Here is a 19,188-nt window from a genome sequence, read left to right as displayed (position 1 = left end):
TCCCGCAGGCGGGAGAGGGGCTTAGTGCACTACGAGCGCAAGCATTGCTAGCCCCTCTCCCGCACGCGGGAGAGGGGTTGGGGTGAGGGGAGCTTCTAGCTCAAAATCCCGGGACACTTCTGGCTAAAAAGCCCCCAAAAAAAGGCCGCGCAAAGCGCGGCCTTCTCACAACTACAAAAACAACAAACTCAAACCTCGACAATCCCCGGAATAGCCACATCCGGATTCACATCGGCGTCGTAATCCACGCCGTCGATGCCAAACCCGAACAGGCGCAGGAAATCAGCCTTGTAGCCAGCCAGGTCGCTGATCTCGTACAGGTTCTCATTGGTCACCTGCGGCCACAGCTCCAACACCTTGCTCTGCACTTCCGGCGCCATTTCCTTGTAGTCGGCACGCAGACGGCCTTCGCCGTCCACCAGCGCGATCTCACGGCCCTGCGCGTCCTGCAGCTGCTGGCGGATATGCTCTGCCGCATTGGCGCCGCTCTGCGGGCCGTTGTAGAGGATGTCGTACAAGGTATCGAGCTGCTCGATGCAGCCTTCGTGGGTACCCTGCTCTTTCATCACCTTGAACAGCAACGACAGATACAGCGGCATGGTCGGGATCGCCGAGCTGGCCTGGGTCACAACGGCCTTCAGCACCGACACGCGCGCATCGCCACCCAGGCTCTGCAGCTTGTCGCGGATGGCCAGCACCTTGGTGTCCAGGTCCTTCTTGGCCGCGCCGATCGAACCATTCCAGTAAATGGCCTGGGTGATCTCTTCGCCCACGTAGGTGAACGCGGTGGTGGTCGCACCCGGCGCCAGCACGCCGGCTTCCAGCAATGCGTCGATCCACATCTGCCAGTCCTCGCCACCCATCACCTGCACGGTGCCGGCGATTTCCTCGGCCGTTGCCGGCTGCAGGGTGGTTTCGGTCAGCACTTCCTTGTCGGTATCCAGGCCACGCAGGGTGATCGGCGCGCCAATCGGCTTGAGCGTGGAGCTGATGATCTCGCCGGTCTTGGGATGCTTGCGACGCGGCGCGGCCAGGCTGTAGACCACCTGATCGACCTGGCCCAGATCGGCCTTGATGATCTCGATGACCTTCTGCTTCACCTCATCGGAGAACGCATCACCGTTGACGCTGCGCGCATACAGGCCAGCCTGGTGCGCATACTTTTCGAATGCAGCGGTGTTGTACCAGCCAGCCGTACCCGGCTTGGTCTCCGTACCCGGGCGCTCGAAGAAGACGCCCAAGGTGGCAGCATCACTGCCAAAGGCAGCCTTGATGCGGGCAGCCAGGCCGTAACCGGTGGAGGCGCCCAGCACCAGAACCTTCTTCGGGCCGTTGGCCAGCTTGGGCTGGGCCTTGATGTAGTCGATCTGTTCCTTGACCGCCGCATCGCAACCAGTCGGATGGGTGGTGACGCAGATGAAGCCGCGCACACGCGGTTTGATGACCATGAAAACCTCGGTTGGCTAAACAGAAGACAGCAGCACAAACAGATTGCGCGCTGAACCGGGAGGATCGTAGTGCGCTGCCGCATCGAAAACAACCGACGCCACCGCATGGACCACCCTGCCCTCGCACCTATCACGGGCAAAAGAAAAGCCGCGCAGGGCGCGGCTTTTCAGCGAGGCAGTGCGGATCCGTCAGGGACGACGGGCCAGCTCTTCCTCGTCCTTGGCCTTGGGCAGCAGATCCTGCTTGGTGACCTTGAACGGGCCGATGCTCAGCAACGGCACCGCCACGATGATCGAGGAGATGACCACGATCACCGCACCCACCATGTGGGTTTCGGCCAGGCCTTCCATCGATTCACCGCCGAACAGGTACAACGCAAGCGCGGACAGGAAGAACAGCACCGCGGTGATAACCGTACGCGACAGCGTCTGGTTGATCGAACGGTTCAGCACTTCCAGCGGCTCCACGCGCAGGCTGCGGAAGTTTTCGCGCACACGGTCGAACACCACGATGATGTCGTTGATGGCAAAACCCATCACCGACAACATACCGGCCAACACGGTCAGGTCGAACTCACGGCCAACCAGCGACATGTAGGCGATGGTCAGGATCAGGTCGAAGAACGCGGTGACGCTGGCGACGATGGCGAACTTCCATTCGAAGCGGGCGGCGATGTAGATCAGGAAGCCGATCACCATGAACAGCGTGGCGTAGATGCCGTTCATCGCCAGGTCCTTGCCGACCTGCGGGCCAACGAACTCACCCGGCTGCACGGTGGCGACATTGTCCGCCGAGGTCACCGCGATGCGGACGTTCTCGGCAACCTTCTGTGCGGCATCGGCAGCATTGTTGTGCTCGCCATCTGGCGGCAGGCGGATCATCAGGTCATTGCCACCGCCGACGCTCTGCACCTGGGCATTGTCGAAGCCAGCCTTTTCCAGACGCTCGCGCACCGTGTCGGCGTTGACACTCTTTTCAAAGTGGGTGCGCACAACCGTACCGCCGGTGAACTCCAGCGCGTAGTTGAAGCCCTTGAAGCCGATGATGGCGAACGAGGCCAGCAGCAACACCACCATGATCGCGAGCACCGGCTTGCGGTGACTCATGAAGTCGATGTTGGTGTCGTTCGGAACGATGTGAAGTGGAAACAGTTTCATGCAAGGAGTTCCTTGGAAAACCCGCACCGGTGAGGTGCGGGTTTCTGCGAAGAGATTCGCGTCAGATGGCCACGGAGGTCAGCTTCTTGCGCTTGGCGTAGATCAGCGTCGCCAGAGCACGCGACACGGTGATCGCAGTGAACATCGAGGCGAAAATACCGATGATCATGGTCAGCGCGAAGCCCTTCAGCGGGCCGGTACCGAACGCGTACAGCGCCACACCGACGATCAGGCCAGTGAGGTTGGCATCGAGAATGGTGCCCGAGGCGCGCTCGTAACCTTCCGCGATGGCCTTCTTGGCCGGCATGCCCAATCGCAACTCTTCACGGATACGTTCGTTGATCAGCACGTTGGCATCGACCGACAGACCGACCGACAAGGCCAGACCGGCAAAGCCCGGCAAGGTCATGGTCGCGCCGAACATCGACATCACCGCCACCACGATCAGCAGGTTGAACAGCAGGGCCACCGAGGTGATCACGCCGAACATGCGGTAGTAGATGGCAAAGAACACCAGGGTGAACACGAACGAGAACACCACCGCCTTGACGCCACGGTCCACGTTCTCTTTACCCAGGCTCGGGCCGATCACGTATTCCTCGACGAAGTCCATCGGCGCGGCCAGCGAACCTGCGCGCAGCAGCTTGGCCAGGCCATCGGCCTCGGTCTTCTCCAGGCCGGTGGTCTGGAACTCCTTGCCGAACACACCATTGATGTTGGCCACCGAGATCACTTCTTCCTTGACCCGGAAGCTGCGCTGCTCGACACCGTTGACCATGGTCACCTGCGGAATCCGCTCGGTGTAGACCACTGCCATCGGCTTGCCGACATTGGCGCTGGTGAAATCAAACATGCGCTGGCCGCCAACGCTGTTCAGCGTCACGCTGACCGCCGGCAGACCGTTCTGGTCGGTGGAGGTGCTGGCCTTGACCATCTGGTCGCCGGTGACGATGGTGCGCTTGTTCAACAGCACCGGCATGCCGCGACGGTCGCGGTACAACTTGGCTTCCGGCGGAATGCGGCCGGTGCTGGCTGCATCTTCGGCATTGCCATCAACCACGGCGCGGTATTCCAGCGTGGCGGTGGCACCGATCATGCGCTTGGCTTCGGCGGTGTCCTGCACGCCCGGCAGCTCGACCACGATGCGGTCTTCGCCCTGGCGCTGGATGATCGGCTCGGCCACGCCCAGTTCGTTGACGCGGTTACGCAGGGTGGTCAGGTTCTGCTCGATGGCGCCGGAGGCGATCTGCTGCATTTCCGCCTGCGGCACGGTCGCGGTGATGCGCTCGCCATTCACCGAATAGGTGAAGGTCGGCTGTGCCTTGGCCAGCGCGGCACGCGCCTTGTCGGCGTCAGCGGCATTGGCCAGCGAAACCACGATGTCGCTCTCGCCACGGCGCTCGACCGAGCGGTAGGACACGCGGTTGTCGCGCAGCGTGGTGCGCACGTCTTCGGTGAAGGCTTCAAAACGCTTGTCCACCGCAGCCTTCTGGTCCACCTGCAGGGCAAAGTGCACGCCGCCGACCAGATCCAGGCCCAGCACCATCGGCTTGCCGCCGAGGTTGGCCAGCCAATCGGGAACGGTCGAGGCCAGGTTCAGGGCCACGGTGTAGTTTTCACCGGCCGTTTCACGCACCACCTCGTTGGCGCGCGACTGCGCATCCAGCGACGTCAGGCGAACGATCAGGTTGTTGTCGCCCTCCTGCTCCACCGACTTGGTGGCAACACCGGCCTCGCTCAGCGCCTTGCTGACACGCTCTTTCAGCGCATCATCAATCTGCCCGCCACGGTTGGCGGTGATCTGAACGGACGGATCCTTCTGGTAGATGTTGGGCAGCGCGTACAGCGCGCTGACCGCCAGAACGATCAGAATCAGGAAGTACTTCCAGCGCGGAAATTCAAGCATTGCAGGATCCTGCGTGACGCCTGTGCGGCGTCACGACGTGACGGAAAGGGATCAGTCTCAGGCAGCGGACTTCAGCGTGCCCTTGGGCAGGACGTTGCCGACCGAACCCTTCTGTACGCGGATGCGGACGTTGTCGGCAATTTCCACGGTGATGAAGTTGTCGCCGATGTCGGTGACCACGCCAGCGATGCCGCCGGAGGTCAGCACTTCGTCACCCTTGGAGATCTTCTCCAGCATTGCCTTGTGCTCTTTCTGACGCTTCATCTGCGGGCGGATCATCAGGAAGTACATCACTGCGATCAGCGCGATGGGCAGCAGGAAGGTGCCCATGCCCGGTGCGGCCGGAGCGGCCTGGGCGACGGGGAGCAGGATAGCCATGAGAGTCATTTTGTAGTCCTTGATGTTGGGCGGCACCCACCCGGGCCGGATGGCCTGCAGCAGTTACCGCGAAACGTGGGTCAGCCGTGAAGTATGCCACGCGCCCGGGAGCTAGTCCCGAGCCGTGTGAAGCGCCGCTACTCCCCCGACAACGCCGGAACGCTCAGGCCCCGGGCTGCATAGAAGGACTCGCGGAAGGCCTGGAAGGTTCCCGCCTCGATGGCCGCGCGCATGTCAGCCATCAGTTTTTCGTAATAGAACAGGTTGTGCAGGGTGCCCAGCATCGGCGCCAGCATCTCGTTGCAACGGTCCAGGTGGCGCAGGTAGGAGCGCGTGTAACCGCCGGTGCAGGCATGGCAGCCACAGCCGGGCTCGATCACGTCCATATCGCGTTCATAGCGGGCGTTGCGGATGCGAACGGTGCCAAACGAGGTGAAATAGTGGCCGTTGCGGGCATTGCGGGTAGGCATGACGCAATCGAACATGTCCACGCCACGGGCCACGCCTTCGACCAGGTCTTCCGGGCGGCCGACGCCCATCAGGTAGCGCGGGCGATCGGCCGGCAGGATGGGGTGCATGTGGTCGAGCATGGCGTTGCGCTCGTGCTCGGGCTCACCCACCGCCAGCCCGCCGATGGCATAGCCATCGAAGCCGATCTGCTGCAGGCCCTCGGCCGAGCGGCTGCGCAGTTCGGTGTGTACCCCGCCCTGCACGATGCCGAACAGCGCCGCATCATTGCCCATGGCGTCATGCGCGTTGCGGCTGCGCTGGGCCCAGCGCAGGCTCAGCTCCATCGATTTGCGCGCCACCGGCTCGGTGGCCGGGTACGGGGTGCATTCGTCGAAGATCATGACGATGTCCGAATCCAGCACCTTCTGGATCTTCATGCTCTCTTCCGGCCCCAGAAAAACCCGGGCACCGTCGGTCGGCGAGGCGAACGTGACGCCTTCTTCGGTGATCTTGCGGCGATGCGCCAGCGAAAACACCTGAAAACCACCCGAATCGGTCAGGATCGGACCGTTCCACTGGCAGAAACCATGCAGGCCGCCATGGTCGGCGATCACATCCAGCCCGGGCCGCAGGTACAGATGGAAGGTATTGCCGAGGATGATCTCGGCACCGAGCGCGCGCACCTGCTCGGGCAGCACGCCCTTGACCGAGCCATAGGTGCCCACCGGCATGAAGGCCGGGGTCTGCACGGTGCCGCGCGGGAAGGACAGCTGGCCACGGCGGGCGCGGCCATCGGTGTTCTGGAGCTTGAACTGCAATCTGGACATGGAAGCATTGAGGCGTCAGTTGCGCCAATTGTCGCGGATATGGACCGGCAGGGCGAACTTTCAGCCGAAACCGGTCAATCCGCGAAACGTACCGGCGCAGGATCGTGCCAGGCCAGGCCCACCTCGGCGCCGATCTCCGGCAGTGGACCGGGGCCGAAATCCAGCTCCAACCGCTCCCCTTGCGCCAGCCGCACCCAGCCACTGCTGCCGGGCCCCCGGAACACCACCGCCTCGACCCGCGCGCGCAAGGCCGCTGCCGGGTCCAGCTGCAGACTCTGCGGCCGCACCAGCACACGCCCGCCCTGCCCCGCGCCCAGTTGCGCGGCATCGATCACCGTGCCACGGCCGATGAAACCGGCCACGAAGGGGTCCAGCGGTGCGGCATACAGCGCCTGCGCCGTGTCCCACTGCAGCAGGCGGCCTTCGTGCATGACACCGACGCGGTCCGCCATCGCGAACGCTTCGGCCTGGTCATGGGTCACCATCAATACGGTGGTGCCGGCCGCCTTGAGCATGTCGCGCAACTCGCCGGCAAGGCGCTGGCGGGTGTCCACGTCCAGGTTCGAGAACGGCTCGTCCAGCAGCAGCAGGTCCGGCGCCGGGGCCAAGGCACGGGCCAGCGCCACGCGCTGCTGCTGACCGCCGGACAGCTCGTGCGGGTAGCGCTTATCCAGCCCCTGCAATGCAACGTGCTGCAACAAGGCCTGCACCCGCGCCTGGCGCTGTGCACGCGGCAACCCGCGCAGGCCAAAACCAATATTGGCGGCCACATCCATGTGCGGGAACAGTGCGTAGTCCTGGAACATCATGCCCACCCGGCGCTGCTCGGCCGGCAGCCCTTGCTGCGCCGTTGCCAGGCAGCGACCGACAAGTTCGATGCGACCGCGCTGCAGCGGTTCGAAGCCGGCGATGGCGCGCAGCACCGTGGTCTTGCCGCAGCCGGAAGCACCCAGCAGGCAACCGATCTGGCCGCGCTGCAATTGCAACGACAAGCCCTGCACCACCTGTTTGAAGCCGCCCGCAGTGGGATAACCGACCTGCAGACCGTCCAATACCAGTTGCGTCTCAACGTGCATTTTCCACTCCATACGCCGCGCCCGCGCGCGCCAGCAGAATCACCGGCAACAGGCCACTGACGACGATCAACAAAGCCGCCACCGCGCCTTCCTCGTAGGTGCCACGCGCGGCTTCGGCATACAACCAGGTCGCCAGGGTTTCAAAATTCATCGGCCGCAGCACCAGGGTGGCCGACAACTCCTTCATGGTGTCAACGAACACCAGCAACGCGGCAGCGGCCAGGGCCGGACGCAGCAATGGCAGATGCACCCGCCGCAGCATGCCTGCCGGCCGCTCGCCCAGATTGGCAGCAGCCTGATCGAGCGAGAGCGGAATGCGGGCCAGACCCGACTCGATACCGCCCACCGACACCGCCAGGAAACGCAGCGTATAGGCCAGCACCAGCATGCTCACCGAGCCCATCAGCAGCATCTGCGGCTGGCCGCCGAACACCACCAGCAGTCGGCTCGCGATGGCATCCAATCCGCCCAGCGGCAACAGCAGCCCGATGGCCAAGACCGTACCGGGGATGGCGTAACCAAGCGCAGCGATGCGACTACTGGCCGCCGCCACGCGCTGCCCTCGCCGCGCCTGCGCAAGGCGCAGCGTCCAGGCAACCAGCAGGCCGAGCACCATAGCGGCGAACGTTGCCAGCAATGCCACCCGCACGGTATTCCACAGCGCGACCAGCAACTGCGGCGAAATGCCAGCTACCTGCAGCCGCGCCACCGCTTCCCACAGCAGATAGGCCGCCGGCACCACAAAGCCCAGCAACACCGGCAAGGCCACCAGCAGCAGCGCCAACAACGCGCGGCCGCCGCGCAGCTGCTGCGGCTGCAACGGGCGCGGCCGCACCACGCTCGCATAGCGCTGCCGGCGCCGCCCATGCCGTTCCAAGGCCAGCAACAAGGCCACCACCAGCAGCATCGCCAAGGCGATCTGCGCCGCTCCAGCCAGATCACCACGGCTGACCCAGGTGGTGTAGATGGACACGGTAAGCGTCTGCACGCCGAGGAATTCGGAGGCGCCGATATCGTTGAGGGTTTCCAGCAAGGCCAAGGCCACACCTACCGCAATCGCCGGCCGCGCCAATGGCAAGGCCACCCGCCAGAACACCTGCAGGGGCGTGGCACCGAGGCTGCGCGCCGCTTCCAGCAAGCCGGCGGCCTGGGTCATGAACAGGGCGCGGGTGGTCAGGTACACATACGGATAGAGCACGAAACCCAGCAGCACGATGCAGCCGCCGAGATGGCGGATGTCCGGCAACCGGAACTGGCGCGGACTGTCGTAACCGAGCAGGTCACGGACAAGCCCCTGCACCGGGCCCAACGGGTGCAGGACATCCAGATAGGCGAAGGCAGCGATATAGGTCGGCACGGCCAGCGGCAGCAGCAAGGCCCAACTCAACAGCCTGCGCCCGGGGAATGTAAAGGCGGTCACCAGCCAGGCACTGCCGGTGCCCAGCACACAGACCAGCACGCCCACCCCCAGCAGCAACAGGCCGGTATTGAACAAGGCCGTCGGCAGCACATTGGCCCACAGGTGTGCCCACAGCCCGGCACTGCCATCGCTGGCGGCCCACGCCAACCCCAGTACCGGTGCCAGCATCAGTGCTGCCACCGCTACCGCGCCCAGCAGCCACGGATTCCATCGCCACGTCATCAAGCACTATCCATCACAAAGCAACAGGCCGGCCCCGTTGTGGCGGCGCCGGCCTGTCGGGAACCCGCAGGGTCAGTTATCGAAGCCGACCTTGTCCACCAGCTCGCTGGCCAGCTTGCGGTTGGCTACCACCTCGGCCAGCGGCAACGGGTCCACCTTCATCGGGCCGAAGCTTGCCACCACAGGATCCAGCGCCACGCCCGGCTTCACCGGATATTCGTAGTTGGCACGGGCGTACAGGCTCTGCGAGCTGTCGCTGACCAGATACTCCAGCAGCTTGACCGCGTTGTCGTGATTGGGGGCATGGCGGGCGACGGCGGCGCCGGAGATGTTGACGTGCGTGCCGGTATCGGCAGCGCTGGCAAACACCGGCCGCACTACCTGGATGGCATCGCCCCAGCTGCGCTGTTCGGAGCCTTCCTCGGCATTCTTCATGCGGCCGACGTAATACGCATTGGCAACGCCGATATCGCAGATACCGGCAAGAATGTCGCGGGCCACGTCGCGGTCACCGCCCGCAGCCTTGCGCGCCAGGTTGGCCTTGACGCCACGCAACCATGCTTCGGTCTTTTCCGCGCCATCGTGCGCGATCATCGCCGCGAACAGGCTGGTGTTGTACGGGTGCTGGCCGGAACGGATGCAGACCCGTCCCTTCCACTTGGGGTCGGCCAGGTTCTCATAAGTGAAGCCGCTCAGGTCCAGATCCTTGTCGGCGTAGACCACCCGGTCACGCAGCGACAATGCAAACCACTGCCCATCCGGCGAGCGCAGATGCGTCGGGATTGCAGCCTCCAGCACCGCTGACTTGATCGCCTGGGTGTGGCCGGCTTCGACCACGTCGAGCAGCCGGCCGGTGTCCACCGTCATCAGCACGTCGGCGGGTGAACGTTCGCCTTCGGCAGCGAGGCGCTCGGTCAAACCGTCTTTCAGCAATACCGTGTTGACCTTGATGCCGGTATCGGCGGTGAAGGCATCCAGCAGCGGCTGGACCAGGGCGGGTTCGCGCGTGGTGTAGAGGTTGACCTCACCAGCGGCGGTAGCTTTCTGCGGCGCGGCGGCAGAGGCAGGGTTGTCACCGGTCTTGGCGCAGGCGCCAAGCAGGACGAGGGAACACAGGGCAGCCAGATGGCCGGCGGCACGCTTCGGATGACGCATGGATTACTCCGGAAGTGGTCGTCGGAACCGACCACCATGGCCGGAAACGGATCAAATGAGAATCTATCTCATTTGATCCCTCCCTGCACTGCGTCAATCCGCCGCACCCTCGCCCGCCGGGAACAGCAGCATCGCATCGCCATAACTGAAGAAGCGGTACCTGTGCACGATTGCATGCGCATAGGCTTCGAACACCCGCGCCTTGCCGGCAAACGCACTGATCATCATCAGCAAGGTGCTCTCCGGCAGATGGAAGTTGGTGACCATCGCATCGACGCTGCGGATGCGGTAACCCGGCGTGATGAAGATCTGGGTTTCGCCGGCATAAGGATGCAGCTCGCCCTCGCGCATGGCGCTCTCCAGCGCCCTCACCACGGTGGTACCGACGCCGATCACGCGGCCACCGGCAGCACGGGTACGGCGCACCTGCTCGACCAATTCGGCGCCAACATTGAGCCATTCGCGGTGCATCACATGCTGGGACAGGTCATCCACCCGCACCGGCTGGAACGTGCCGGCACCCACGTGCAGGGTGATATGGCCGAACTGCACGCCGCCCTCGCGCAGGCGCGCCAGCAGCGGTTCGTCGAAATGCAGACCGGCAGTGGGCGCGGCCACCGCACCTACCTGCCTGGCGAACACGGTCTGGTAACGCTCGCGATCATCGGCGCCGGGTTCGCGGTGGATATAGGGCGGCAGCGGTAGCCGGCCTTCATGCACCAGCCAGGACTCCAGCGCCTCGGGGATGTCGAAACGCAGCACGTAGAACTCGCCATCGCGGCCCAGCACTTCGGCTTCGCCGCCGGCATCCAGCTGGATGAGGCTGCCGGGCTTGGGCGATTTGCTGGCGCCAATCTGCGCACGCGCCTGCTGGCCGCCCAACAGGCGCTCGATCAGGATTTCGACGCGGCCGCCACTGGCCTTCTGCCCGAACAGGCGCGCCGGGATGACACGGGTGTCGTTGAACACCAGCAGGTCACCGGGCTGCAGCAGATCCGGCAGATCACTGATATGGCGGTCGTCGAAAGCGCCTGGTGCTGGCGGCACCAGCAACAGACGGCTGGCCGAACGCTCGGCCAATGGTGCCTGGGCGATCAATTCCTCAGGCAGGTCATAGGTGAAATCGGACTTCTTCAAGGCCGGAACTTCGTACGGGGAGCCGGCTATTGTAGCTCCCGGCGGCCAGCAGCCCGGTATTTGGACGGTGGTGTGTTCATTGCCACCAACAACCGCCGCCCATGCCGCGTCCGTTCAGCGCTCAAACTTGGTCGAAAGAATGATCGCGCTGTTGGTCCGCTCCACCCCGTCAATCGCACCGATGGCGTCAGTCACCACATCCATCTCACTGACTCCGCCCACCACCACCATCGCGATCAGATCGTGGTTGCCGCTGACCGAATGCAGCGAACGCACCTCGGCGATGTCCCGCAGCGCCTTGACCACGGCCGGCATCTTCTTCGGCAGCACCGTGATCAATACGTGTGAGCGCACCTGGCCTTGTTCGTAGTCCTCATGGGTACGCACCGTGTAACCGGCAATCACCCCCAGCTGTTCCAGCCTGTCGATGCGGCTCTGTACCGTTGTGCGCGACAGCCCCAGCCGGCGGGCGATCTGCGCGGTGGAGGCGCGGGCGTCCTCGCGCAATACGGATAACAGGCGCTCGTCGGCGGGGGAAATATTCACATTGCTCACCAACTTCGTCGATTCGACGAAATTACCCGAAAATATGTCGAGATCATAGCTGCCATATGACCAGAATCTCCACATAATGGGTATATACAAGAAACTTCTGGAGATGAGCATGACCGTACTCGGCCCCCTCGCCCCGCTTCGCGCGCACGCCGGCAGCCGCCTGACCACAGGCCTGGACGACGCCAGCGTTGAACGCCTGGCCGCTGCTCATCCCGACCTGGCAGCCGCCATCCAGGCCGCTGCCAGCGAATACACCCGGATCAAGGCCGAAGCCGCCGATCTGCTGGATCTGGACGAGAAAGACCAGATCGACGCCATGCAGGCCGGCTTCGTCAATTTCTATGCCGACGACGCCATCGTCCCCTACATCGCCCTGGCCGCCAGCGGCCCGTGGGTGATCTCGCTCAAGGGCGCGGTGCTGTACGACGCCGGCGGCTACGGCATGCTCGGCTTCGGCCACACCCCGGCCGATGTGATGGCCGCAGCGGCCAAGCCGCAGGTGATGGCCAACATCATGACGCCCAGCCTTGCCCAGCGCCGCTTCGTGCAGGCCATGCGCAAGGAAATCGGGCACAGCCGTGGCGGCTGCCCGTTCTCGCACTTCATGTGTTTGAACTCCGGTTCCGAGGCCGTCGGCCTGGCTGCACGTATTGCCGATATCAATGCCAAGCTGCAGACCGACCCGGGTGCTCCACATGCCGGCGCAACCATCAAGCGCGTGGTGATCAAGGGCAGCTTCCATGGCCGCACCGATCGGCCGGCGCTGTACTCCGATTCCAGCCGCAAGGCCTATGACCAGCACCTGGCCAGCTACCGCGGCGAAAACAGCGTCATCACCGTTGCACCGTACGACGAAGCGGCGATGCGCAAGGTGTTCGCCGATGCCAAGAGCAACAACTGGTTCATCGAGGCGGTATTCCTGGAGCCGGTCATGGGCGAAGGCGACCCGGGCCGCGCGGTGCCGGCCAGCTTCTACAAGCTGGTCCGCGAGCTGACCCGCGAGCACGGCAGTCTGTTGCTGATCGACTCCATCCAGGCCGCACTGCGCGCGCACGGCACGTTGTCCTTCGTCGACTACCCGGGCTACAAAACGCTGGACCCGCCGGACATGGAGACCTATTCCAAGGCCTTGAACGGCGCGCAGTTCCCGCTGTCGGTATTGGCCGTGACCGAACACGCCGCCAAGCTCTACCGCAAGGGCGTGTACGGCAACACCATGACCACCAACCCGCGTGCGCTGGACGTGGCCTGCGCCACCCTCGCCCGGTTGTCGCCGGAAGTGCGCCAGAACATCCGCCTGCGCGGCGAGCAGGCCGTGCAGAAACTGGAAGCACTCAAGGACAAGCTCGGCGGCCTGATCACCAAGGTGCAAGGCACCGGCCTGCTGTTCTCCTGCGAACTGGCACCGCAGTTCAAGTGCTACGGCGCCGGCTCCACCGAAGAGTGGCTGCGCATGCACGGCGTCAATGTCATCCACGGCGGCGAGAACTCGCTGCGCTTCACCCCGCATTTCGGCATGGATGAAGAAGAGCTGGACGTGCTGGTCGACATGGTCGGCCGCGCACTACGCGAAGGCCCGCGCCGCGAACAGGCCAACGCTGCCTGATCTGCGCACGAGCAAAAGCAAAGCAAGAGTAAAAGCAAAAAGGCGGCCACGGCCGCCTTTTTGTTTCTCAAGCAACACAGCGCCGGCGCGCCTTCGCTCAGCGGCGCGGAACAATGATGGTGTTGCCAATCGGCGCCGGTTTGGCGAATAGCGCCTCTTAACTACCGGCAAGCGCCAGAACTCTCAAAGCATCAACCACAAGCAAGCGCGCACGCCTAGCGCGCCTGCGGCTGCCTGCCCCATGGTGCCGCAGGCAGCCGCCCATCACCGCCGAGCGCGAGCACTAGCCCTTGGTCGCGCCCACGCTGGCGGTTGCCACTGCAGACGAGGGCCGGCTGTCGCCGCCCAGCGCCTTGTAAATCCCGACCACGCCAACATTGACCGAGGCCTGCGCCTGCGCCAGTGCGTCGTCGGCCTGCAGCTTGTTGCGCTGTGCATCCAGCAAGGCCAGGAAATCCTCCGAGCCCTCGCGGTATTGCAACTCGGCCAGTGCTGCCGCGCGGCCGGCAGCTTCGGCCTGGTCCACCACGATGCGCAGGCGCGCCTGCTCCTTGGCGTAGCGCGTCAACGCATTCTCGGTATCCTCCAGCGCCAGCAGCACCGCCTTCTCATACTCGGCAGCGGCACCATCGGCCTGCGCCTTGCTGGCGCGCAGGCGCGCACGTACCGTGCCGAAATCGAACGCTGCCCAGCTGATCGATGGCGTCAACGACCACGCCTTGTTGTTGCCGTTGACCAGACCATTGGCATTGCCACCGAGAAAGCCGACGAAGCCACTCAGGCTGATGCGGGGAAACAGATCCGCGGTGGCCACGCCCACCCGCGCGGTTGCGGCAGCCAGGCGGCGCTCGGCCATCCGTACATCGGCACGCTGGCGCAGCAGGTCACTGGTATCACCCAAGGGCAAGGCCTTGGCGAACGCGGGTATCTCGCGCGGCTGCAGCAGTGCATCCAACGTGCCCGGACGCTGCCCCAGCAACACTGCCAGACGGTGACGCGACTGCACTTCGGCAACTTCAAGCAGTGGAATATTTGCTTCGATCGCCTTCAAGCGCGCGCGGCTGCTCTGCACATCCAGTTCGCTGCCTGCGCCGAGCTCGAGCCGGGTTTCGGTCAAGCGCTGGGTCTCGTGCAGATTGACCAGGGTGTCGCGGGCGACCGCAATCCGCTTCTGCGAGCCACGCAGCTCGAAGTAATTGCGCGCCACCTCGGCAGCCACCATCACCTGCGCATCGGCCAGACTGTCACGCTCGGCGCCCAGATCGGCGCGTGCCGCTTCGGCCGCACGCCGCTGCCTGCCGAACAGATCCAGTTCCCAGCCTGCATCGAAGCCGAGCTGGTAGGTTTCGGTAAAGACGCGCTCGCCGCCGACCAATGGATCGGGCTGCATGCGTCGATCCTGACTGCCGCCTGCGGTGACGTGCGGCAGCTGGTCCAGACGCTTCTCGACGAAGACTGAACGCGCCGCACGTACCCGTGCCAAACCAATCTGCAGGTCCAGATTGTCGCCTAGCGCGTCGTGCACCAGCTGCTCCAATACCGGGTCACCAAACTGCGCCCACCAGCTCGCCACCGGCGTTTCGACAGAGAATGCAGCGTCGCTTGCGCCGTGCAGGCTTACCGGCTGCATGGGCGGTGCCTTGTAATCCGGGCCAACGGTCATGCAGCCGGCCAGCAGAGCGCTCGCCATCGCGGTTACCAGAATGCGCGTTACCATGGCAGCACCTCACCCAGGTAGCTGAAACTTCCGGTCGGGCCATCAGCGCCGATCAGCGCCATGGCTACGCTGGTACGTGCACCCTCGGCCACGTCCATTTCACCCTGACCAGCGTTCATGTCGGTCTTGACGTAACCCGGGTGCACCGCGTTGACCTTGATCGGGCTGTGGCGCAGTTCATGTGCCAACTGCAACGTCCAAGCATTGAGCGCGCTCTTGGAAGCGTTGTAGGCCGGCGCCAGGAAACCGTAGATCGCTGAGCCCGGCTGCGCATGCAGGGTCAGCGAAGCCAGGATGCTGGACACATTGACGATGCGGCCGGCCGGTGCCTGGCGCAGCAGTGGCAGCAAGGACACGGTTACTTCAACCACGGCGAACAGGTTGGTATCGAAGGTACTGCGCCAGACCGCCTGCGACTGCCCGCTGGCGCCTTGCTTCAGGTCATCGATCAACACGCCGGCATTGTTGACCAGGATATCCAGGCGACCATGCCGCTGCTGCACATGTTCAAACGCCACCGCGATGCTGTCCGGATCATTTACGTCGAGCTGTATTGCCTCCACCGGCAGGCCTTCGGCCTGCAGTTCCAGCGTGCGTGCAACGGCAGCCTGATAGTTGCGCCCGGCCAGCAGCGTATGCACGCCTGCGCTGGCCAGCTGGCGCACGGTCTCAAGCCCGATGCCTCGGGTGGCGCCGGTGACCAGTGCGATTTTTGTGCTTGGGTTGTTCATTGCTTGTCCCTTGGGGAATGAGTTGATGCCGCGCGGAACTGGGTCATGCCGCAGCAGCATTCCAGTCGTGGCCGAATGGCGCGGGAGGCAGATAACTACCGCCTCCCGCTGCCGCTTATCCGGCCTCAGTGATGCAGGGTTGATTCACCGTGCTGGACCAGCTTGCTATGGCCATGGCGCGACATGAACTTGCGCAATGCCACATAGAACACCGGGGTCAGGAACAGGCCGAACAAGGTCACGCCCAACATGCCGGCGAACACCGTGATACCCGTTACCGAGCGCACCTCGGCACCTGCGCCATGCGAGAACACCAGCGGCACGGTGCCGGCGATGAAGGCGATGGAGGTCATCACGATCGGCCGCAAGCGCAGGCGACAGGCTTCAAGTGCGGCCTCGACGATGCCCTTGCCGCCCATCTCCAGCTCGCGGGCGAACTCGACAATCAGGATGGCGTTCTTACATGCCAGACCCATCAGCACCACCAAGCCCACCTGCACGAACACATTGTTGTCACCGCCGGTCATCCATACGCCGAACAAGGCCGACAGCAAGGTCATCGGTACGATCAGGATCACCGCCAGTGGCAACGACCAGCTCTCGTACAGCGCCGCCAATACCAGGAAGGCCAGCAGGATCGACACCGGGAACACGATGAAGGCAGCCTTGCCCTGGGTGGCCTGCTGGTAGCTCAGGTCGGTCCATTCGGTCACCATGCCGGCCGGCAACACCTGCCCTGCGATTTCGGTGAGCTTGGTCATGGCCTGCGCCGAGGACAGCATGCGCGGGTCCGCTTCACCGGCCAGATCGGCCGCCGGGTAACCATTGAAGCGCAGCACCGGGTCCGGGCCATAGGTTTCCTTGATGGTGACCATCGAGCCAATCGGCACCATCTCGCCGCGGTCGTTGCGGGTACGCAGCCTGCCGATGTCTTCCACGCTGTCACGGAACTGGCCATCGGCCTGCGCGATCACCTGCCAGGTACGCCCGAACTGGTTGAAGTCGTTGATGTACGCCGAACCCAGGTAGGTCTGCAGCGTGTCGAACAACTCGGTCAGCTGCACGCCCTGCGCCTTGGCCTTGACCCGGTCAACCTCCGCGTCCAGCTGCGGCACGTTGGCCTGGTAGCTGGTGATCGGATAGGCCATGCCCGGGGTCTGCGACACTGCACCCTGCATGCCCTGCAACGCATTCTGCAATGCGCCGTAACCCAGGTTGCCACGGTCCTCGATGAACATCTGGTAGCCGTTGCCGTTGCCCAGGCCCAGGATCGGCGGCGGCATCATCGAGAAGGAGAAGCCCTCCTTGAGGCCGGCGATCTTCTGGTTGATCTCGGCATTGATCTGCGCGGCGGTACGGCCGTGGCGTTCACTGAAAGGCTTGAGCGGAATGAAGGCCACACCGGTGTTCGGCGTATTGGTGAACTGCAGGGCATTCAAGCCGGGGAAGGAAATGGTGTGGGCGACACCCTCGGTTTCCTGGGCGATCTTTGCCACCTTGCGCAACATTGCATCGGTACGCGCAACCGAGGAACCTTCCGGCAGCTTCACACCGGCGATCAGGTACAGCTTGTCCTGGGTGGGAATGAAGCCCGGCGGCACCAGCTTGAAGATCAGCCCGGTACCCACCAGCAACACCGCATAGACCACGAACACTGCACCGCGACGGCCAAGAATCGACGCGACGCTGCGCTCATACTTCTCCGAGCTGGTCTTGAAGAAGCGGTTGAACGGACGGAATATCCAGCCGAACAGCTTGTCGATCACCCGGCTCGGTGCATCCTTGGCCGCACCGTGCGGCTTGAGCAGACGTGCTGCCAGCGCCGGCGACAGGGTCAGCGAGTTGATCGCCGAGATCACCGTGGAGATGGCAATGGTTACCGCGAACTGCTTGTAGAACTGGCCGGTGACGCCCGACAGGAAGGCCATCGGCACGAACACCGCACACAGCACCAGCGCGATCGCCACGATCGGACCGGAAACTTCCTTCATTGCCTGGTGCGCGGCGGCGGTTGGCGACAGGCCTTCCTCGATGTTGCGTTCGACGTTTTCCACCACCACGATCGCGTCATCGACCACGATGCCGATGGCGAGCACCAGCCCGAACAGGCTCAGCGTATTGATCGAGAAGCCCAGCAGGTACAACGCCGCGAACGTGCCCACCACCGACACCGGCACCGCGATCAGCGGAATGATCGATGCGCGCCAGGTCTGCAGGAACAGGATCACCACCAGCACCACCAGCGCGATTGCCTCCAGCAGCGTGCTTATCACAGCCTTGACCGAATCACGCACGAAGATGGTGGTGTCGTAAACCGCTTCGTACTTCACGTCGGCCGGGAAGCTCTTCTGCAGCTCGTCCATCTGGCCGATCACCGCGTCGCGGATATCCAGCGCATTGGCACCGGGCGACTGGAAGATGCCGATGCCGACGGCGTTCTTGCCATCCAGCTGCGAACGCATGGTGTAGTCGCCCGCACCCAGCTCGATGCGTGCCACATCCGACAGCCGCACCACTTCGCCGTCGGCACCGCTCTTGAGCACGATGTCACTGAACTCCTGCTCGCTGCGCAGGCGCCCCTGTGCATTGATCAGGGTAAGGAACTGGCTGTTGGGCATCGGCTCGGCACCGAGCTGGCCAGCCGAGACCTGCACGTTCTGCTCGCGCATCGCCCGCACCACATCGCTGGCGGTCAAGCCGCGTGAGGCCACCTTTTCCGGATCCAGCCAGGCACGCATGGCGTAGTCACCGCCACCGAAGATCTGTGCATCGCCGACGCCGGGAATGCGGGCCAGCCCATCCTTGACGTGCAGGCGTGCGTAGTTGCGCAGGTACAAGGTGTCGTAGGTACCCTTTGGCGAGGTCAGGTGCACGACCATCAGGAAGGTCGGCGACTGCTTCTGGGTGGTCACACCCTGGCGCCGCACATCCTCAGGCAGACGCGCCAGCGCCTGCGCTACGCGGTTCTGCACCTTCACCGCAGCCTCGTCCGGATCGGTGCCGGGACGGAAGGTGATGGTCATCTGCAGCACGCCGTCGGAGCCGGCCACCGACTTGAAGTACATCATGCCTTCGACGCCGTTGATGGCTTCTTCCAGTGGCGTGGCCACGGTCTCGGCAATCACCTTCGGGTTGGCACCCGGGTAGACGGTGCGCACCACCACCGATGGCGGCACCACGTCGGGAAATTCACCGATGGGCAGGAACGGAATGCTGACCAGCCCGGCAGCGAAAATCATGATCGACAACACCGCCGCGAAGATCGGTCTGTCGATGAAAAACTTGGAAAAGTCCATGGGGAATTCCTTGGAGAGCCGGCGCCGGGCTGCAGTCGCCCTGCCCGCACCCGCAAGGGCGCAGACAGCGACGGCCGGCAGCCGCGCCGGCAAACGTGGTTGGCGG

General features: G+C 64.1%; 14 protein-coding genes. 1 reads left to right on the top strand and 13 read right to left on the bottom strand.

Annotated features, from left to right (window positions below; genetic code table 11):
- Positions 1–188: 188 nt before the first annotated feature.
- From fabV to ABE493_RS07525, 10 genes are all read right to left on the bottom strand, one after another.
- Complete coding sequence (gene fabV, locus ABE493_RS07570) at positions 189–1,448, bottom strand: enoyl-ACP reductase FabV (RefSeq protein WP_346498326.1); 1,260 nt, start codon at positions 1,446–1,448, stop codon at positions 189–191.
- A gap of 189 nt (positions 1,449–1,637) precedes the next feature.
- The gene (gene secF, locus ABE493_RS07565; protein ID WP_346498325.1) at positions 1,638–2,606 is read right to left on the bottom strand and encodes a protein translocase subunit SecF; all 969 of its coding nucleotides are present in this window, start codon (positions 2,604–2,606) and stop codon (positions 1,638–1,640) included.
- Positions 2,607–2,667: 61 nt separating this feature from the next.
- Positions 2,668–4,512: a protein translocase subunit SecD gene (gene secD, locus ABE493_RS07560; protein ID WP_346498324.1), complete on the bottom strand. Its 1,845-nt coding sequence runs from the start codon at positions 4,510–4,512 to the stop codon at positions 2,668–2,670.
- Between the two features lie 57 nt (positions 4,513–4,569).
- Positions 4,570–4,899, bottom strand: a complete 330-nt coding sequence (gene yajC / locus ABE493_RS07555; protein WP_346498323.1) for a preprotein translocase subunit YajC — start codon at positions 4,897–4,899, stop codon at positions 4,570–4,572.
- 128 nt (positions 4,900–5,027) lie between these two features.
- Positions 5,028–6,167: a tRNA guanosine(34) transglycosylase Tgt gene (gene tgt / locus ABE493_RS07550; protein WP_346498322.1), complete on the bottom strand. Its 1,140-nt coding sequence runs from the start codon at positions 6,165–6,167 to the stop codon at positions 5,028–5,030.
- Positions 6,168–6,241: 74 nt separating this feature from the next.
- On the bottom strand, positions 6,242–7,243 hold the full coding sequence (locus ABE493_RS07545) for an ABC transporter ATP-binding protein (RefSeq protein WP_346498321.1): 1,002 nt from the start codon (positions 7,241–7,243) through the stop codon (positions 6,242–6,244).
- A complete protein-coding gene (locus tag ABE493_RS07540; RefSeq protein WP_346498320.1) occupies positions 7,233–8,885 on the bottom strand; it encodes an ABC transporter permease in 1,653 nt (550 codons plus the stop codon). The genes ABE493_RS07545 and ABE493_RS07540 overlap by 11 nt, the downstream gene beginning before the upstream one ends.
- 72 nt (positions 8,886–8,957) lie before the next feature.
- Positions 8,958–10,040, bottom strand: coding sequence for a Fe(3+) ABC transporter substrate-binding protein (locus ABE493_RS07535; RefSeq protein WP_346498319.1), 1,083 nt, complete (start codon positions 10,038–10,040; stop codon positions 8,958–8,960).
- A gap of 93 nt (positions 10,041–10,133) precedes the next feature.
- Complete coding sequence (gene queA / locus ABE493_RS07530) at positions 10,134–11,177, bottom strand: tRNA preQ1(34) S-adenosylmethionine ribosyltransferase-isomerase QueA (protein ID WP_346498318.1); 1,044 nt, start codon at positions 11,175–11,177, stop codon at positions 10,134–10,136.
- A 114-nt stretch (positions 11,178–11,291) separates the two neighbouring features.
- A complete protein-coding gene (locus ABE493_RS07525) occupies positions 11,292–11,723 on the bottom strand; it encodes an Lrp/AsnC family transcriptional regulator (protein ID WP_057630013.1) in 432 nt (143 codons plus the stop codon).
- 118 nt (positions 11,724–11,841) lie between these two features.
- Here ABE493_RS07525 and ABE493_RS07520 point away from each other — a divergent pair, with 118 nt between their 5' ends.
- Positions 11,842–13,338 (top strand): aminotransferase class III-fold pyridoxal phosphate-dependent enzyme, encoded by a 1,497-nt coding sequence (locus ABE493_RS07520; RefSeq protein ID WP_346498317.1) that lies wholly within the window; start codon positions 11,842–11,844, stop codon positions 13,336–13,338.
- A gap of 283 nt (positions 13,339–13,621) precedes the next feature.
- On the opposite strand, the gene ABE493_RS07515 is transcribed toward ABE493_RS07520, so the two are convergent.
- The 3 genes from ABE493_RS07515 to ABE493_RS07505 form a co-directional block, all read right to left on the bottom strand.
- The gene (locus ABE493_RS07515; protein WP_346498316.1) at positions 13,622–15,055 is read right to left on the bottom strand and encodes an efflux transporter outer membrane subunit; all 1,434 of its coding nucleotides are present in this window, start codon (positions 15,053–15,055) and stop codon (positions 13,622–13,624) included.
- Positions 15,049–15,786 carry an SDR family oxidoreductase gene (locus ABE493_RS07510; RefSeq protein WP_346498315.1) on the bottom strand — a complete coding sequence of 246 codons (738 nt, stop codon included), beginning with the start codon at positions 15,784–15,786 and terminating at the stop codon, positions 15,049–15,051. The genes ABE493_RS07515 and ABE493_RS07510 overlap by 7 nt, the downstream gene beginning before the upstream one ends.
- 125 nt (positions 15,787–15,911) lie before the next feature.
- Complete coding sequence (locus tag ABE493_RS07505; protein WP_346498314.1) at positions 15,912–19,082, bottom strand: efflux RND transporter permease subunit; 3,171 nt, start codon at positions 19,080–19,082, stop codon at positions 15,912–15,914.
- Positions 19,083–19,188: the final 106 nt, after the last annotated feature.

It is taken from the genome of Stenotrophomonas terrae (genome assembly GCF_039674165.1).
In the GTDB taxonomy this organism is placed as follows: Bacteria; Pseudomonadota; Gammaproteobacteria; order Xanthomonadales; family Xanthomonadaceae; genus Stenotrophomonas; species Stenotrophomonas terrae_A.
Note: the sequence above shows the minus strand (reverse complement) of the source record. Positions and strands in the feature narration are given on the sequence as shown.

Bases quoted from the DNA above. Each gene is read 5' to 3' on its own strand.
- ABE493_RS07510 (WP_346498315.1), bottom strand. From the start codon at position 15,786: ATGAACAACCCAAGCACAAAAATCGCACTGGTCACCGGCGCCACCCGA.
- yajC (WP_346498323.1), bottom strand. From the start codon at position 4,899: ATGACTCTCATGGCTATCCTGCTCCCCGTCGCCCAGGCCGCTCCGGCC.
- ABE493_RS07505 (WP_346498314.1), bottom strand. From the start codon at position 19,082: ATGGACTTTTCCAAGTTTTTCATCGACAGACCGATCTTCGCGGCGGTG.
- ABE493_RS07520 (WP_346498317.1), top strand. From the start codon at position 11,842: ATGACCGTACTCGGCCCCCTCGCCCCGCTTCGCGCGCACGCCGGCAGC.
- ABE493_RS07545 (WP_346498321.1), bottom strand. From the start codon at position 7,243: ATGCACGTTGAGACGCAACTGGTATTGGACGGTCTGCAGGTCGGTTAT.
- ABE493_RS07535 (WP_346498319.1), bottom strand. From the start codon at position 10,040: ATGCGTCATCCGAAGCGTGCCGCCGGCCATCTGGCTGCCCTGTGTTCC.
- secD (WP_346498324.1), bottom strand. From the start codon at position 4,512: ATGCTTGAATTTCCGCGCTGGAAGTACTTCCTGATTCTGATCGTTCTG.
- tgt (WP_346498322.1), bottom strand. From the start codon at position 6,167: ATGTCCAGATTGCAGTTCAAGCTCCAGAACACCGATGGCCGCGCCCGC.
- fabV (WP_346498326.1), bottom strand. From the start codon at position 1,448: ATGGTCATCAAACCGCGTGTGCGCGGCTTCATCTGCGTCACCACCCAT.
- ABE493_RS07540 (WP_346498320.1), bottom strand. From the start codon at position 8,885: ATGACGTGGCGATGGAATCCGTGGCTGCTGGGCGCGGTAGCGGTGGCA.
- ABE493_RS07515 (WP_346498316.1), bottom strand. From the start codon at position 15,055: ATGGTAACGCGCATTCTGGTAACCGCGATGGCGAGCGCTCTGCTGGCC.
- secF (WP_346498325.1), bottom strand. From the start codon at position 2,606: ATGAAACTGTTTCCACTTCACATCGTTCCGAACGACACCAACATCGAC.